The following is a 15,501-nucleotide window of genomic DNA, read 5'->3' as shown; positions in this document are numbered from 1 at the left end:
GCTAATAATTCCATTTTCTTTCCGGCTACGCCGTGGTACCATGTAAGAAAAAGGGGAATTATCCCCGTCCATTTAGAAAAGAGGGCAGTGCATGCTGGTGATCTTTTCTGCCGGGATTGCACCCGGCCTGGCGTTGTTAAGTTACTTTTATTTAAAGGATGAAGTTGAGTCCGAACCTATACCGGTTGTATTCAGGGCTTTCATGTTCGGGGCCCTGCTGGTTTTTCCGATTATGTTCCTGCAACACGTCCTGCAAACCGAAAATATCCTGACTCAGGGCTGGACACAGGCCTACGTTTCCGCCGGATTATTCGAGGAGTTTTTTAAATGGTTTATACTGTATTATGTGATATACCAGCACATTGCTTTTGATGAACCATTCGATGGAATCGTTTATGGGGCAGCTGTTTCCCTTGGATTTGCTTCCGTTGAGAATATTTTCTACCTAGTCGGAAATGGGGTTGAGTATGCGATCGGCCGAGCCCTTCTTCCTGTTCCAAGCCATGCCCTTTTCGGTGTAATAATGGGCTATTATATGGGTAAAAGCAAGTTCAGTGAAAAACGAACCTCGAAGTGGATATGGTTTTCACTTTTCATCCCTGTTTTTCTGCATGGCTCGTATGATTACATCCTGATGGCCAAGGAGGATTGGCTCTATTACATCATGCCTTTCATGATTTTCTTATGGTGGCTTGGCCTCCGAAAAGTCAAAAAGGCAAGGGCAGCCAGCGCTGTGCATATGAAAAAACAATACAATTCGCAAAAGTCTCTTCATACACAATGAAGGGGCTTTTTTATGTTTACCTGACAAGGTGCTTGCATGATTTTTGGAACATAGGAAATAGAATCTTTCTTCCATTTTCCAAACACGCCCTTTTTTTGAATAAAACTCCCTTTTAAACAGAAAATAGCCTTAATGGAAAATGAAAAGCATTTGGAGGTATGAATCGTGAAGAAAAGAAAATTTTTCCTTGCCCGTCTGTTTATTTGTTCGCTTATCATTCCAGTGTTCCTATTGACTACCGAAAATGCGGACGCCTTCAGCCCCCAGGTAATCCAGCACGGCGCAGTGGGCCAGGATGTAATAGAGTTGCAATCGCGTCTTAAATTTATCGGTTTTTATACGAAAGAGATTGACGGGGTTTTTGGCTGGAGCACGTATTGGGCGCTTAGGAATTTCCAATACGAATTTGGCCTCCCCGTAGATGGGCTTGCAGGGAGTGCCACAAAGGCGAAACTTGTTAAGGCAACCAAGAATATGCCAAGTGGAGGGGCGAAAAAACAGGCAGCGGCAAAGCCGAAAGCGGCGAATGTCCCGAATGGCTATTCGCAAAACGACATTAAACTGATGTCCAACGCGGTCTATGGGGAAGCGAGGGGAGAGCCGTATGAAGGGCAGGTTGCTGTCGCGGCTGTCATTTTGAACAGGGTTGAAAGCTCATCGTTTCCAAACACTGTCTCGGGGGTAATCTTTGAGCCGCTCGCATTCACAGCTGTTGCTGATGGCCAAATCTGGCTTACACCCAATGAAACTGCACGAAAGGCGGTCCTTGACGCGATTAACGGCTGGGACCCAACAGGCAATGCACTGTATTATTTCAATCCTGATACTGCGACAAGCAAATGGATCTGGTCGAGGCCGCAAATCAAGCGGATCGGAAGGCATATATTCTGTAAATAAGAGGGTGAGCGGAAATGATTAGAAACATCGTTATCGTGCTGCTGGCAATTGGCCTGGCTGGTACGGCCTATTGGGGTTACCAGGAACGGAAAGAGAAAAACGCAGTCCTTATAAACGCCGAAAACAATTATCAGCAGGCTTTCCATGAATTATCATACAGGGTTGATTTGCTTAATGACAAGCTGGGGACTACCCTTGCCATGAATTCACGCAAATCGCTTTCCCCTTCCCTAGCCGAAGTATGGCGAATCACTTCGGAGGCAAGCCAAAATGTTGGCCAGCTTCCGCTATCACTTATGCCATTTAACAAGACGGAGGAATTTCTCTCAAATGTGGGCGAATTCAGTTACAGGACCGCCGTTCGGGACCTGGACAAAAAACCTTTGAACGACAAGGAATACAAGGCGCTCCAAACCCTTTATAAGCAATCTGCGGATATTCAGGGTGAACTAAGGGAAGTACAGCATCTGGTACTTAAAAACAATTTACGCTGGATGGATGTCGAGCTTGCCCTTGCTTCAGGAAAAGAGAACTCAGACAATACAATCATTGATGGGTTCAAGGTAGTCGAAAAAACAGTTTCCGGGTACGAAGAAACTGATTTTGGCCCCGAATTTGTCAGCATGAAAGAAAAGGACACCAATTTCAGCAACCTTCATGGGAAGAAAATCACGAAAACGCAGGCTGTTGCGACGGCTAGAAAGTATATTGGATTTGACGGTAAGGCGAAGACGAAAGTTTCTGAAAGTGGGAAGGGCTCTCGTTATGGTTTTTACACCGTATCAGCCAAAAACACCGAAACCGGAATGGAAGCAAGCATGGATATTACCAAAAAAGGAGGCTATCCGGTTTGGTTCCTGAACAACCGCCCGGTTGGCAAACAAAAAATTTCCTTAAACGAGGCCGCTAACAGGGCATCTAAATTTCTAAAGGAAAATAACTACCAATCACTCGTTTTGTCCGAGAGTGCCCAATACGATAACCTCGGAGTGTTTACCTTTGTAACAAAGCAGGAAAATGTAAGAATTTATCCCGAATCAATAAAAATAAAGGTGGCCCTCGATAATGGCTTGCCTGTAGGGCTTGCTGCCGATGATTATTTAAAGACCAGGACTGTCCGGGAACTCAAGAGCCCTGCAATGGAAATCAACGAAGCCAGAAAGAAAATAAATCCGAAAGTAAAAATCATGGAAGAGAGGCAGGCAATCATATTGAACGACTTTAACCGTGAAGTATTATGCTATGAATTCCTGGGAACACTGGGTGACGATACGTACAGGGTTTTCATCAACGCCGCCACTGGCGAAGAGGAAAGGGTGGATAAGATGAAAAATGCGGAGGAAATGTTTGATGACGCAGTCTAGCTGATATTTCGCCGGCGTAAAAACCTTGTGGAATTAGGAGTGGAGTTTAATGAAGTTTGCGGAACGGATTCTTATCAAGGCAGCGGTCGCGCAGTTCATCTTTCTTTTGCTTGCCCAGATTTTTATCCACCAATTTGGCATTCTGCCCGAGTTAAAAGCAATCACCAAATACGAGGGAACAGGTAAAATGAACCATTCAGACATGCTTGAAGTTTTCCGTGAAAAGTAAGGGCAGGTGATTCCTGCCTTTTTTTCTTTTTTAAGGAAACTTTTAAATTGATCCTTGTGGATAACTCAAAATAAGTTATTGTAATCCAGCTCCAGCGCCTAGCCCCTCGAGGTCATAAGCCGGTTCCCTCCGGAGGGCTGGCCCGTCCTGCGGGCCCCGTCTTATGCTGGTCGGGGCTGACCAAGGCGCTTGCGCATTTTGTTCATTGCCCATTAATTATTCTGTCCGGAATGTCTTATCATAAGATATCTAACTACGAAAAAGGGTTGTTCCGGGTGGTGGGAATTGCCTCGGAAAAAATATCGCATTTTAAAAGAGCATTCATTCATTATATGGTAGAATGGATTATTGAAGGCAAAAAAGGAAAACCGGGAATCGTGCACAAATGAGCTTCAGAACGGTAACAGGAGGAAACATGGATAAGAAAATTTCAATTGCGATTGACGGGCCTGCCGCCGCAGGAAAAAGTACAGTAGCGAAAATTGTTGCGGAAAAGCTCTCTTATATTTATATCGACACTGGCGCTATGTACAGGGCACTTACATATAAAGCACTGAAACAGGGGGCTGATCTCGAGAGGGAAGATATCCTGCTTGGTATCCTTTTGAATAGCGATATAGACCTTCTCCCATCGGATACTGGACAACTCGTTCTTCTGGATGGAAAAGATGTTACGAGCGAAATCCGATATTCCGATGTAACCAACTCGGTTTCCATCGTAGCAATGCACCGAAAAGTTAGGGAAGAAATGGTCAGCAGGCAGCAAAAGTTGGCTTCATTTGGAGGCGTCGTCATGGATGGACGCGATATCGGCACCCATGTCCTCCCTGGTGCAGAGGTTAAAGTTTTCCTCCTCGCTAGTGTGGAAGAAAGGGCTATCCGCCGCCATACTGAAAATGTTCAGAAAGGGATCGATTCCGACCTTGAAACGCTGAAAAAAGATATTGCCAGGCGGGACAAGCTTGACTCCGAAAGGGAGGTCGCTCCCCTAGTTAAGGCTAAAGATGCGGTTGAAATCGATACAACATCCCTTTCCATTAGTGATGTTGTAGAAAGAATAATGGCGCTAGTGGAAGAGAGAGTGGGAAAAAGATGACTTTTTATTCATTTGCCAGATTCGTCGCAAACACAGCGTTAAAACCAATATACAGGTATGAAGTGGAAGGCCTCGAACACTTCCCAAAAGAAGGCGGAGTGCTGCTTTGCTCCAATCATATCAATAACCTTGATCCGCCCGTGGTAGGCATCACCGCTCCACGGCCGGTCCATTTCATGGCCAAGGAAGAACTCTTTTCCGTACCAGTCCTGAAGGATATTATCAAAGCCTGCAACGCGTTTCCCGTGAAGCGGGGAATGAGCGACCGAGAGGCTCTTAGGAAGGGGCTTGGAGTTTTAAAAGCCGGAGAGGTTTTAGGATTGTTTCCTGAGGGAACAAGAAGCAAGACGGGGGAATTGGGCGAAGGTTTGGCAGGCGCGGGCTTTTTTGCGTTAAGGTCCAACGCCCATGTCGTACCTTGTGCGATCATTGGTCCGTACAAAGCATTCAAAAGGCTTAAGGTCATATACGGAAAACCAATCGACATGGAACGGTTGCGGGGAGAAAAAGCGTCCCCAGAAGCTGCGACTGAATTAATCATGGCGGAAATACGTAAACTTATTGAGGAACACAAAGGGGTTTCCGCTTGACAAAAAAGCCCTTTTGTAAGAAGTTATTACAAAGGAATATTTTTTTGAATATTCTTGGAATCGCAGCCATTAAGATGGGCGCCGCATGCATGTGCAGCATGCGCCGCATCTATATATTTCAAAGGGCAGCCAATGGTTAAGGAGGAGTACATATGTCGGAAGATTTGAATCACATTGAAGTCGGGAATTTTGAAGTTGGAGACAGGGTGACTGGGCAAGTGACCAAAGTGGAAGAAAAACAGGTACTTGTCGATATTCAAAACAGCAAATTAGATGGAATCATTCCAATTAGCGAATTGTCGAGCATTCATATTGAGAAAGCTTCAGATGCAGTGGCGGAAGGGGATTCCCTTGAACTTGAAGTTATGAAGGTAGAGGAAGAAGCCCTGATCCTATCCAAACGCAAGGTTGACGCCGAAAAGGCATGGGATGTCCTTGAGCAAAAATTCCAGAGCGGGGAAGTCTTCGACGCTGAAGTAAAGGATGTAGTCAAGGGCGGGCTGGTTGTTGACCTCGGAGTACGCGGCTTTGTTCCTGCTTCACTGGTCGAGGCTTATTTTGTCGAGGATTTTTCGGATTATAAAGGAAAAGAACTATCCTTTAAAATAGTTGAGCTTGATAAGGAAAAGAACAGGCTGATCCTCTCGCACAGGGCGGTTGTCGAGGAAGAGAAAGGCAAAAAGAAACAGGATCTTCTTGAAACCATCCAGCCTGGGCAGGTAATCGAAGGAACAGTCCAAAGAATTACCGACTTTGGGGCATTTGTCGACATCGGCGGAATTGACGGCCTTGTTCATATTTCCCAGCTGTCCCATGAGCATATTGAAAAACCTGGGGACGTTGTCCAGGAAGGCCAGAAGGTCCAGGTCAAGGTTCTGAATGTAGACCGTGACAACGAACGAATTTCCCTTTCCATCAAGGAAACACTCCCTGGGCCATGGGCTGATATTTCTGAAAAGGCGGCAAAGGGCAGTGTGTTGACTGGAACCGTCCGAAGATTAGTATCATATGGGGCATTCGTTGAAGTATTCCCTGGTGTGGAAGGCCTTGTCCACATTTCGCAAATCGCCCACAAACATATCGGTACGCCACATGAGGTTCTGAAAGAAGGCCAGGAAGTCCAGGTCAAGGTGCTTGATGTGAACGAAAAGGAACAGCGGTTATCCCTAAGCATCAAGGATCTTTTGGAACGTGATGCGGAAGAAAACGTGGATTATGAGCTGCCGGAGGAATCAAAAGGCTTCCAGCTCGGAGAATTGCTTGGCGATAAACTAAAGGATTTAAAAAAATAAGTTTTAAAAAAGCTTCCGCGAAAACGCGGAAGCTTTTTTTCTTTGGAACCCTTTCTGAATTCCGTTTACGATTTCTTCCCGTCATTCATCTTCCTGGCTTCTTCCGGCGTCTGAAGTCCAGTTGCCCCGGGGTAATGAAGCGACTGATCCCGATCCGACTCAACCCTGCCGCTTTCCCGCAGCTTTTTTTCCTGCCTGTCTTTTCCCATCACCTATCACCTCCACTAAGGTAATTATTTGCCGAACAAAGAATATTAATCCTTGTATGAAAATGCATGCCATTTACCATACTGGTAAAGATAGGAGGTAGGCATGATGGAGGGGTATTTTTTTTATATGGCAGCGTGGCTGTCGTGGATTTATTTGTTGTTTTTAGCTGACGGGCGTTTACGGTCAATGAGGGGTCTGCAGGCTGCAATTTTGCTTTCAATCATTGCTTCGCCGCTTCATGTCCAGGCCGGGGATTCGAAGTTGTTTATGGGTGGGATAAGCATTTTTCTATACTCGCTTATCCATATTGTCAGGGCAAACGGGAAAGAAAAGGCATATTTCATTGTTTGTTCTTTTATCTTGTCTCTTTTATATTGTTCAATAAGCTTTTTTGAACTGTTCGATCCGGTTGTATTTATTATAAAAAAGGAATGGTTCCTTGCATCCGTTCTTGCTTTACTCGTGCCAATCCTCTACCGGCAGCTGAAATGGAGGCTGCTCGTGGCCGTAATTGGGATGGTTCAAGGAGAAATATTATATGCTCTCGTCCTCCAGAAAAATACTCTGCCATTTGAGGCGGGGGGATTCGCATTTTTGGATACATTGTCGCTTGTGGCCGCAGTTACGGTTAGTTGGAGCGCGATCGAAAGATTTTCCGTATGGCTCGGATCATCGATTAAACCGATTGAAAAAGGCAGGAAATCTTCCAGATGAATGAATTCACTTATGATGATTATTGGCCGACTTGTACCCTGTATAGGCCAGGGATGTTTTCATTGCGCTATTGCCTTATCATTGATACTATAATTAAGTTAAGCCCTTCCACATGCCAGAAGGGTTTATTTAATAGGAATAAACATACCAGGCACCAACACGAACAAGTACTGCCAATTTAAAATGTAAAGTTAAGGGTGAGTTGAATGGTAAAACCAACAGTTGCGATTGTCGGACGCCCAAACGTTGGCAAATCAACGATATTCAATAGGATTGTCGGAGAACGGATTTCAATTGTAGAAGACATTCCTGGAGTTACACGGGATAGAATTTACAGCTCGGCCGAATGGCTGACACATGACTTTAATATTATTGATACAGGGGGAATCGACATTGGCGATGAACCTTTCATGGAGCAAATCAGGCATCAGGCTGAAATAGCCATTGAAGAAGCCGATGTCATAATCTTCCTAGTGAATGGCCGTGAGGGGGTTACCGCAGCTGATGAAGAAGTGGCGAAAATTCTCTATAAAACGAAGAAGCCTGTTGTACTAGCAGTGAATAAAATCGATAATCCGGAAATGCGGGCGGATATTTACGATTTTTATACACTTGGGTTCGGCGAGCCGTTTCCTATTTCTGGCGCGCATGGGCTTGGACTTGGAGACCTTCTAGATGAGGCGGCGAAGCATTTTCCTAAATTCGAAAATGATGAGTATCCGGAAGACGCCATTAAATTCAGCCTCATTGGGAGGCCCAATGTGGGAAAATCATCACTCGTAAACGCGCTTCTTGGTGAAGAACGCGTCATTGTTAGCAACATAGCAGGCACGACACGCGATGCGATTGATTCGGTGTACGAGCATGAAGGCCAGGAGTACGTTATTATCGATACTGCCGGTATGAGGAAAAAAGGAAAAGTTTATGAAAGTACGGAAAAATATAGCGTCCTCCGAGCATTGAGGGCCATTGAACGGTCGGATGTTGTCCTTGTCGTGTTGGACGCTGAAGAGGGAATCATCGAACAGGATAAAAAAATCGCCGGATACGCCCACGAAGCCGGAAGGGCAGTTGTCATAGTCGTGAATAAATGGGACGCAATCGAAAAAGACGAGAAGACAATGAAAGAATTTGAAGAAAAAATCCGGGAACATTTCCAATTCCTTGATTACGCGCCCATTGTGTTCCTTTCGGCCAAGACAAAAAAGCGGGTTCAAACGCTTCTCCCAGTCATCAATATGGTGAGTGAAAATCATGCGATGCGTGTACAGACAACAATCCTGAATGATATCATCATGGATGCCGTGGCGATGAATCCAACCCCAACCGATAAAGGGCGAAGGCTGAAGATTTATTATACTACCCAGGTGGCCGTAAAGCCCCCTGCGTTTGTTGTGTTTGTAAATGATCCGGAAATGATGCATTTTTCATATGAGCGGTTCCTGGAGAACAGGATACGGGATGCATTTGGCTTTGAGGGGACCCCAATCAGGATATATGCCAGGGAAAGAAAATAAATTAAAGGTAGTGATCTGAATGGAAATTGCAGTCCTGGGAGCGGGCAGCTGGGGAACAGCCCTTGCCCTTGTCCTTGCAGATAATTCCCACAAAGTGAAGCTTTGGAGCCATAATCCGCAGCAGGTTCAGGAAATTAATACGATTCGTTCCAATGAACGATACTTGCCAGGGATAACAATTCCCGAAACCATTCATGCTACCGCATCGATTGAAGATGCTCTCGAAGGCGTGGATACAGTTATCCTTGCCGTACCTACAAAAGCGATTAGAGAGGTATCAGGGAAAATTCGGGAAACACGGAAACAGCCTCTTACACTTGTCCATGTCAGCAAAGGCATCGAGCCTGATTCTTTGCTTCGCATATCGGAAATGATTAAGGAGGAAGTTCCTCCTGAACTTCTTGCCGCCATCGTTGTCCTTTCAGGTCCTAGCCATGCGGAGGAAGTGAGCCTGCGGCACCCTACCACTGTGACCGTTTCCTCGGAAAACATAGTCGAGGCGGATAGGATCCAGGATCTTTTCATCAATCAAAACTTCAGGGTATACACCAATCCCGATATTATCGGGGTGGAAATCGGGGGCGCATTGAAAAACATTATAGCCCTTGCGGCAGGCATAACGGATGGCCTTGGTTTCGGAGATAATGCGAAAGCAGCCTTGATGACAAGAGGGCTGGCAGAAATCGCAAGGCTTGGAGTGAGGATGGGAGCAAATCCATTAACGTTTTCCGGGCTTGCGGGCATTGGAGATTTGATTGTAACGTGTACAAGCGTCCATTCAAGGAACTGGAGGGCGGGAAACCTCCTTGGGAAAGGACAGACGCTTGAGGAAGTCCTTGATAATATGGGAATGGTCGTCGAGGGCGTCCGTACAACGAAGGCCGCCTACCAGCTTGCCGCAAAATATGAGGTAAAAATGCCGATTACAGAGACTTTGCATAAGGTTTTATTCGAGGGCCTTCCCGCGAAAGAAGGCGCTGAATTGTTGATGGCGCGGGGAAAAACGCATGAGATGGAAGATTTGACGAATATACTGAACGAACATGGAAGCGAATCGATTTAATTCCGAAACGTGGGCGATTGGTGATGCATTTGCTTTTTTTACAGCATACAATGCAACGAATCAAACTGGTAGTGTGAACGTGTTTGGGTAATTTAGTCATTCTTTGAGCAAGGAATCGCCCCCTTGCTCTTTTCTTTTTGCTCCGGGCCCGTTCCCTTTCACCCAGTTGCGGGCTATGATATAATTACTCTCGTTAAAAGGGGGGATGTGCTTTGTCACCGGCATTAATGAAAATGTGGGTATCTCTTGCCGCAATGGGGTTCATGTTTATTTCGATTATTACAATCTATTTAAGCAGATACAAATTAAAAGGCGTTCTTCGCTTCGTTTCGGCCCTATTTGCGTATGGGCTAATGATATTATCAGGTATTATCATATTCCTCGTAGTGGTTAGCGGACCTACTGGAGAATAGCGAATATGGTTAAAGAGGGTTGGTCAAAGATGAAAATTGCCAGACTGGCTTTGCCGGCGTTAATGATTCTGCTCCTGGGAGGCTGCATGTATCCGAGCGATGAGCTTGCCAAGAACCAAATTCCTTATAAAGAACAACTTGAATCGGTCCAGGCTGCTGTTGAAAGCTTCCAGAAGGATAACGGCGGGATTCTACCTATAAAAACAAAGGAAGCCGATACGCCGATTTATGAAAAGTATCTCATTGACTTTTCGAAAATTTCACCGCGCTATATTCAGGAACCGCCAGGGAATGCATTTGAGAACGGCGGAATTTTCCAATATGTCCTGATCGATGTTGAAACGAAACCGACAGTAAAGCTTCTGGATTTGCGGATAGCTGACCAAATCCGGGAATTAAAGATGAGAATCAGCGCAAACCGCTATCCTCCATTCAAGGAAGCGCTCGCTAAACATGTGTATTCCCTTGATTTTAAAAAGTTGGGGTATAAAACACCTCCTTACTTGGTAAGCCCGTTCACGCAGAATAATCTCTCGTTCGTCATTGGTCCTAAGGGCGAAATTTATGTTGACTATAGCAGTGACCTATACATGTTCCTGCAAAATTCATCCCGCGATTACAAGCCGGGCGATGACATTCGATCCGTCCTTACCGATGATTCAATGTTTGTTCCAGCCTACTCGCTTCCCTATACAATCGATGCCGAAAACGGGGAGCCTGTTTTCATGGAAAGCTAGTAAAATAGCAAAATTTCTGATTACCGCGATTAACAGTCATAACCCTTTACCTGTTTAATATATTTACAGGAGAAGGGTTTTTTTTGATTCCAATTTGCATTGATTTGCAGAGCCACTTATAAAAACAGGCCAATTCGAGGAGGTAAAAAATAAAAATACTAAACTAACGCATAAAACAATAGGACAACATCATAAACATATACTGTCCAACAATACCTAAAATGGATACGATTATCCCACTTATTCTAGGATCGGGAGGGGATCTCTTGGAAAGGGTAGATATTTTTAAAGATATTGCCGAACGTACAGGCGGCGATATTTATCTCGGGGTTGTCGGGGCTGTAAGGACCGGCAAATCCACATTTATTAAAAAATTTATGGAACTGGTTGTCCTGCCCAATATGAGCAACGAGGCGGACAAGGCAAGGACAATGGATGAACTGCCGCAAAGCGCTGCCGGAAAAACAATCATGACCACCGAGCCAAAATTTGTCCCTAATCAGGCTGCTGCTGTGTACGTAGATGAGGGACTTGAAGTTAATATCCGGCTGGTAGACTGTGTTGGCTATACGGTTCCGGGAGCCAAGGGGTATGAGGATGAAAACGGACCGCGGATGATTACAACCCCGTGGTATGAGGAGCCGATTCCCTTCCACGAAGCCGCAGAGATCGGTACAAGGAAGGTTATCCAGGAACACTCCACAATAGGCGTGGTTATTACCACAGACGGGACAATCGGTGAAATCCCGCGGACATCCTACCTTGATGCGGAGGAAAGGGTCATTAATGAACTGAAGGAAGTAGGCAAGCCTTTCATCATGGTGGTGAACAGCGCCCAGCCGCATCATCCGAATACTGAAGCGCTTCGGTCCAGCCTCGCGGAGAAATACGATATACCCGTCATTGCGATGAGCGTGGAGGGAATGCGTGAGTCGGATGTACTGAACGTTCTAAGAGAAGCGCTTTATGAATTCCCGGTACTTGAGGTGAATGTAAACCTTCCAAGCTGGGTTATGGTTTTGAGGGAGAATCACTGGCTGCGCGAAAGTTATCAGGAAGCGGTCAGGGATACGGTGAAAGACATAAAGAGGCTGAGGGATGTCGACAGGGTTGTACACCAATTCAGCGACTTTGATTTTATCGAAAGGGCAGGGCTTGCGGGAATTGAGATGGGCCAGGGAGTCGCAGAAATCGACCTTTATGCGCCGGACGAACTGTATGATGAAATCCTGAAAGAAATCGTCGGCGTCGAAATCCGCGGTAAGGACCATCTTCTTGAGCTTATGCAGGAATTCGCTCATGCCAAGGCGGAGTACGACCATATTTCGGATGCGCTCAGAATGGTAAAGCAGACCGGGTATGGAATCGCTTCCCCAACTCTTTCGGATATGAGCCTTGAAGAACCGGAAATCATCCGCCAGGGCGCCCGCTTCGGCGTGAGGCTTAAAGCGGTTGCCCCTTCCATTCATATGATCAAGGTCGATGTGGAATCCGAATTCGCACCGATTATCGGCACGGAAAAACAAAGTGAAGAGCTTGTACGCTATCTGATGCAGGACTTTGAGGATGACCCGCTTTCCATTTGGAACTCCGATATTTTTGGCAGGAGCCTCAGTTCAATCGTAAGGGAAGGGATTCATGCAAAAATATCCCTTATGCCAGATAATGCAAGATATAAATTGAAAGAAACGCTAGAGAGGATCATAAACGAGGGATCAGGCGGATTGATTGCCATTATTCTGTAGTACTGGCAAACAAGGAAATTCCAGGTTTTCCCTCCCGCCTTTATAAATGAAACATGATTTGGAGCGGTCTAATCAGGCCTCTCTTTTTTTTGATTTTTTACCGTATCATGTTTTAATAACAGTTCAAATGGGAATATTCTAAGAAAATTAGACATACTTCGACATTTTTCATCCCTAGCTAATTAAAAAGTAAAAAGATTTCCACTATTAACAGGAATATTCTTGATTAGAACAAGTGATTGTGATAATCTTTTAACAGAATTAGCTTACAAAGCACAAAGCCTTTATTTCATTGGGTTTTCATTTAGTTTTTTTTATCAAAACGATTGAAATCCCACAAGGCTTGCTATATGATTAGCCTTGTCAATTAAAATACGCTTTCGCGTATAGAATTGATGAAATTTGTTTAGAAATGTAGATAAGTAATAGTATCTACTCACTGGGCAAATTATTTGGGAGGAGGTGAATGGCATGAACAAGACAGAACTTATCAATGCAGTAGCAGAGGCTAGCGAACTTTCAAGGAAGGATGCTACCAAAGCGGTTGATGCTGTTTTTGATTCCATTTTGGAAGCACTTAAAAAAGGCGACAAAGTTTCTTTGATCGGATTCGGAAACTTCGAGGTTCGCGAACGCTCCGCTCGTAAGGGCCGCAACCCGCAAACTGGCGACGAAATCGAAATCGCTGCAAGCAAGGTGCCGGCATTCAAACCGGGCAAACAACTCAAAGACGCTGTGAAATAATTACATAGAATTGTGCTTTGGGCGCAAAAAGCCATGGAGGAATCCATGGCTTTTTCATCTTTATAGCCATGCATAGCTTCAAAGATCCAGAGGCTCGGTATATGTCCCGCAAAGCCCTGTTGGCCAAGTTACGAACTGCTGGCCTAAGCGATGATAATGATAGAATACCGCAAAAAGCATATCATTTTGCCTGCAATAAAATGGTTATGCTAATATGGAGTAGACTTGCATGATAACAGTAGGGGGTAAAGTAAATGGGAACCGTAAATAAAGCCCAGATAGAGCAGGCGGTCCGTTCCATCCTGGAAGCGATCGGGGAGGATCCAAACCGCGAAGGGCTATTGGATACACCAAAACGTGTAGCGAAGATGTATGAAGAGGTTTTTAGCGGGATGAACCAGAATCCCGGTGAATATTTTGAGACGATTTTCGGGGAGGACCACGAAGAGCTGGTGCTGGTAAAGGATATTCCTTTTTACTCAATGTGTGAGCATCATCTTGTCCCCTTTTTCGGAAAGGCGCATGTTGCCTACTTGCCGAGAAATGGAAGAGTTACCGGACTGAGCAAATTGGCCAGGGCAGTCGAGGCTGTTGCGAAACGCCCTCAGCTCCAAGAGAGAATTACTTCCGATATAGCAAACAGTATAATGGATAAGCTTCAACCACACGGTGTAATGGTAGTCGTTGAAGCGGAGCATATGTGCATGACGATGCGCGGGGTTAAAAAACCGGGATCAAAAACAGTCACGTCCGCCGTCCGCGGAATTTTTGTTGAAAATGCAATTGCGAGATCGGAAGTTTTATCCTTTATCAATAACTGATAAGTAAACCCGCTCGTCGGAGGTGATGGAAATGGAAAAACGGGAACAGCAAACAGGGGACTTCATTGTTATAAAGGCGATTGAGGACGGCGTTAGCGTCATCGGCTTGACGAGGGGAACGGACACAAGGTTCCACCATTCCGAAAAACTGGACAAAGGTGAAGTCATGATTGCCCAATTTACGGAACACACCTCGGCAATGAAGATCAGGGGCAAAGCGACCATCCTAACAAGTGTAGGCGAAGTGGAAAGCGGACCCGGGAAATAAACTCCACCCAGAACGGCTCCATTCAGCCGTTCTGTTGTTTTTTTGGCTTTGCCCAAGGAGACTACTATTATTTTAGGAAACTTCCCCATTGAAAAAAGATTTGTGATATAATGATGTCTGCTATGTTTAGGACGAGAGGAGGATCTTTTCCGGTTGGATTTAAATCTTCCCGCTCAAAAGTGCTGGCGCAGCTTAGGCATACCCCGGGGTGATTAATGTGCAGGAAATGAACAGCAAAATTGCAGAGATAAAGGGCAAGATTGAGAAAAAGGTCCTTCATCCCTATCTGCTAAAATACATACAAGTCCCCATAATAGATTCCGACAAGCTTTTGTTGCTTGTTTCGGCGATGGAAGGGCTGGACTTGACCGATCGGGAAAGGGAAAACTATGCCCTTACAGCCACGCTTGTACAAATCGCCCTGGACATTCATGAGCACGTAACGAATACACAGTCCCTTGCAGGCACGAAGGAACGGCAGTTGACCGTCCTTGCGGGAGATTATTACAGTGGGCTATATTATAAGCATTTGGCTGAATCGGATGATATCCTTATGATTCGTTCCCTTTCAAAAGGGATTAAAATAGTAAATGAGCATAAAACCCTGCTTTACCAAAAAGAATATAAGTCGGTAGGACTGCTTCTCGATAGCATTAAAAGCATTGAGTCTTCCGTCCTTGCAAAATTTTTCGGCTTTTTCGGCAGGGATGCCTGGATACCTTTTATCGAAAGCTTTCTTCTTATTAAAAGGCTTCTTAAGGAAAGAAATGATTTTTTAAGTGACGGGATTTCACCCTTCTTTGATGCTCTGGAAGCAGTCGTTGAATTAGAGGATGTGCATGGAGGAAATCGAAATTCAGGTACCCTTGTCGAATTGCTTGACCATGAAATCGTCTCCTTGAGGATTGAACTGAAAGCAAGGATGGACGCCGTGAAAAACATCAATGAAGCAGTAAGAAGCAGGGCCGAAGAATTGCTGGGTGAAATTAAAATATTCGTGGAAGAAGGTTAAGGAGC

18 protein-coding genes are annotated in these 15,501 nt (G+C 45.2%); 17 read left to right on the top strand and 1 reads right to left on the bottom strand.

All coding sequences use genetic code 11. The annotated features are described in order from the left end of the window. Positions 1 to 91 precede the first annotated feature (91 nt). The 7 genes from prsW to rpsA all read left to right on the top strand — a co-directional run bounded on the left by prsW (position 92) and on the right by rpsA (position 6,252). A complete protein-coding gene (gene prsW / locus V1499_RS13890) occupies positions 92 to 784 on the top strand; it encodes a glutamic-type intramembrane protease PrsW (RefSeq protein WP_409270492.1) in 693 nt (230 codons plus the stop codon). Between the two features lie 195 nt (positions 785 to 979). Next, positions 980 to 1,681 carry a spore cortex-lytic enzyme gene (gene sleB / locus V1499_RS13885; protein ID WP_409276303.1) on the top strand — a complete coding sequence of 234 codons (702 nt, stop codon included), beginning with the start codon at positions 980 to 982 and terminating at the stop codon, positions 1,679 to 1,681. A 14-nt stretch (positions 1,682 to 1,695) separates the two neighbouring features. Then, complete coding sequence (ypeB, locus tag V1499_RS13880) at positions 1,696 to 3,045, top strand: germination protein YpeB (RefSeq protein WP_409270491.1); 1,350 nt, start codon at positions 1,696 to 1,698, stop codon at positions 3,043 to 3,045. A gap of 49 nt (positions 3,046 to 3,094) precedes the next feature. Beyond that, positions 3,095 to 3,274: a YpfB family protein gene (locus V1499_RS13875; RefSeq protein ID WP_409270490.1), complete on the top strand. Its 180-nt coding sequence runs from the start codon at positions 3,095 to 3,097 to the stop codon at positions 3,272 to 3,274. A gap of 415 nt (positions 3,275 to 3,689) precedes the next feature. Next, the gene (gene cmk, locus V1499_RS13870; RefSeq protein ID WP_409270489.1) at positions 3,690 to 4,370 is read left to right on the top strand and encodes a (d)CMP kinase; all 681 of its coding nucleotides are present in this window, start codon (positions 3,690 to 3,692) and stop codon (positions 4,368 to 4,370) included. Next, positions 4,367 to 4,960 (top strand): lysophospholipid acyltransferase family protein, encoded by a 594-nt coding sequence (locus tag V1499_RS13865; RefSeq protein ID WP_409270488.1) that lies wholly within the window; start codon positions 4,367 to 4,369, stop codon positions 4,958 to 4,960. The genes cmk and V1499_RS13865 overlap by 4 nt, the downstream gene beginning before the upstream one ends. 152 nt (positions 4,961 to 5,112) lie before the next feature. Next, positions 5,113 to 6,252 (top strand): 30S ribosomal protein S1, encoded by a 1,140-nt coding sequence (gene rpsA, locus V1499_RS13860; RefSeq protein WP_409270487.1) that lies wholly within the window; start codon positions 5,113 to 5,115, stop codon positions 6,250 to 6,252. A gap of 65 nt (positions 6,253 to 6,317) precedes the next feature. Here the strand turns inward: rpsA and V1499_RS13855 are convergent, their stop codons facing one another. After that, positions 6,318 to 6,461, bottom strand: a complete 144-nt coding sequence (locus V1499_RS13855) for a YpzI family protein (RefSeq protein ID WP_409270486.1) — start codon at positions 6,459 to 6,461, stop codon at positions 6,318 to 6,320. A gap of 103 nt (positions 6,462 to 6,564) precedes the next feature. Between V1499_RS13855 and V1499_RS13850 the strand changes: the two genes are divergently transcribed. From V1499_RS13850 to V1499_RS13805, 10 genes are all read left to right on the top strand, one after another. Further along, positions 6,565 to 7,176 (top strand): hypothetical protein, encoded by a 612-nt coding sequence (locus tag V1499_RS13850; protein WP_409270485.1) that lies wholly within the window; start codon positions 6,565 to 6,567, stop codon positions 7,174 to 7,176. Between the two features lie 206 nt (positions 7,177 to 7,382). Then, on the top strand, positions 7,383 to 8,693 hold the full coding sequence (gene der / locus V1499_RS13845; RefSeq protein ID WP_409270484.1) for a ribosome biogenesis GTPase Der: 1,311 nt from the start codon (positions 7,383 to 7,385) through the stop codon (positions 8,691 to 8,693). Positions 8,694 to 8,712: 19 nt separating this feature from the next. After that, entirely contained in the window at positions 8,713 to 9,756 is a 1,044-nt protein-coding gene (locus V1499_RS13840; protein ID WP_409270483.1) for an NAD(P)H-dependent glycerol-3-phosphate dehydrogenase, read from the top strand. A gap of 212 nt (positions 9,757 to 9,968) precedes the next feature. Further along, positions 9,969 to 10,169 carry a DUF2768 domain-containing protein gene (locus V1499_RS13835; RefSeq protein ID WP_409270482.1) on the top strand — a complete coding sequence of 67 codons (201 nt, stop codon included), beginning with the start codon at positions 9,969 to 9,971 and terminating at the stop codon, positions 10,167 to 10,169. A gap of 5 nt (positions 10,170 to 10,174) precedes the next feature. Then, positions 10,175 to 10,906 (top strand): hypothetical protein, encoded by a 732-nt coding sequence (locus V1499_RS13830; protein ID WP_409270481.1) that lies wholly within the window; start codon positions 10,175 to 10,177, stop codon positions 10,904 to 10,906. A 266-nt stretch (positions 10,907 to 11,172) separates the two neighbouring features. Next, on the top strand, positions 11,173 to 12,651 hold the full coding sequence (spoIVA, locus tag V1499_RS13825; protein ID WP_409270480.1) for a stage IV sporulation protein A: 1,479 nt from the start codon (positions 11,173 to 11,175) through the stop codon (positions 12,649 to 12,651). Positions 12,652 to 13,122: 471 nt separating this feature from the next. Then, entirely contained in the window at positions 13,123 to 13,395 is a 273-nt protein-coding gene (locus tag V1499_RS13820; protein WP_316569784.1) for an HU family DNA-binding protein, read from the top strand. A gap of 254 nt (positions 13,396 to 13,649) precedes the next feature. Then, the gene (gene folE / locus V1499_RS13815; protein WP_409270479.1) at positions 13,650 to 14,216 is read left to right on the top strand and encodes a GTP cyclohydrolase I FolE; all 567 of its coding nucleotides are present in this window, start codon (positions 13,650 to 13,652) and stop codon (positions 14,214 to 14,216) included. A 31-nt stretch (positions 14,217 to 14,247) separates the two neighbouring features. Continuing rightward, positions 14,248 to 14,484, top strand: a complete 237-nt coding sequence (gene mtrB / locus V1499_RS13810; RefSeq protein ID WP_409270478.1) for a trp RNA-binding attenuation protein MtrB — start codon at positions 14,248 to 14,250, stop codon at positions 14,482 to 14,484. Positions 14,485 to 14,710: 226 nt separating this feature from the next. Then, positions 14,711 to 15,496, top strand: a complete 786-nt coding sequence (locus V1499_RS13805; RefSeq protein ID WP_409276302.1) for a heptaprenyl diphosphate synthase component 1 — start codon at positions 14,711 to 14,713, stop codon at positions 15,494 to 15,496. Positions 15,497 to 15,501 lie beyond the last annotated feature (5 nt).

Origin of the sequence: Neobacillus oceani, assembly GCF_046237595.1 — a bacterium.
GTDB classification, from domain to species: domain Bacteria; phylum Bacillota; class Bacilli; order Bacillales; family Cytobacillaceae; genus Bacillus_D; species Bacillus_D oceani.
The sequence above is the reverse complement of the archived record's forward strand: the minus strand, read 5'-3'. Positions and strand labels throughout refer to the sequence as shown.

Coding starts and splice junctions, on each gene's coding strand:
- prsW (WP_409270492.1), top strand. CDS start 92: ATGCTGGTGATCTTTTCTGCCGGGATTGCACCCGGCCTGGCGTTGTTA.
- ypeB (WP_409270491.1), top strand. CDS start 1,696: ATGATTAGAAACATCGTTATCGTGCTGCTGGCAATTGGCCTGGCTGGT.
- V1499_RS13875 (WP_409270490.1), top strand. CDS start 3,095: ATGAAGTTTGCGGAACGGATTCTTATCAAGGCAGCGGTCGCGCAGTTC.
- cmk (WP_409270489.1), top strand. CDS start 3,690: ATGGATAAGAAAATTTCAATTGCGATTGACGGGCCTGCCGCCGCAGGA.
- V1499_RS13865 (WP_409270488.1), top strand. CDS start 4,367: ATGACTTTTTATTCATTTGCCAGATTCGTCGCAAACACAGCGTTAAAA.
- rpsA (WP_409270487.1), top strand. CDS start 5,113: ATGTCGGAAGATTTGAATCACATTGAAGTCGGGAATTTTGAAGTTGGA.
- V1499_RS13855 (WP_409270486.1), bottom strand. CDS start 6,461: ATGGGAAAAGACAGGCAGGAAAAAAAGCTGCGGGAAAGCGGCAGGGTT.
- V1499_RS13850 (WP_409270485.1), top strand. CDS start 6,565: ATGATGGAGGGGTATTTTTTTTATATGGCAGCGTGGCTGTCGTGGATT.
- der (WP_409270484.1), top strand. CDS start 7,383: ATGGTAAAACCAACAGTTGCGATTGTCGGACGCCCAAACGTTGGCAAA.
- V1499_RS13840 (WP_409270483.1), top strand. CDS start 8,713: ATGGAAATTGCAGTCCTGGGAGCGGGCAGCTGGGGAACAGCCCTTGCC.
- V1499_RS13830 (WP_409270481.1), top strand. CDS start 10,175: ATGGTTAAAGAGGGTTGGTCAAAGATGAAAATTGCCAGACTGGCTTTG.
- V1499_RS13820 (WP_316569784.1), top strand. CDS start 13,123: ATGAACAAGACAGAACTTATCAATGCAGTAGCAGAGGCTAGCGAACTT.
- folE (WP_409270479.1), top strand. CDS start 13,650: ATGGGAACCGTAAATAAAGCCCAGATAGAGCAGGCGGTCCGTTCCATC.
- mtrB (WP_409270478.1), top strand. CDS start 14,248: ATGGAAAAACGGGAACAGCAAACAGGGGACTTCATTGTTATAAAGGCG.
- V1499_RS13805 (WP_409276302.1), top strand. CDS start 14,711: ATGAACAGCAAAATTGCAGAGATAAAGGGCAAGATTGAGAAAAAGGTC.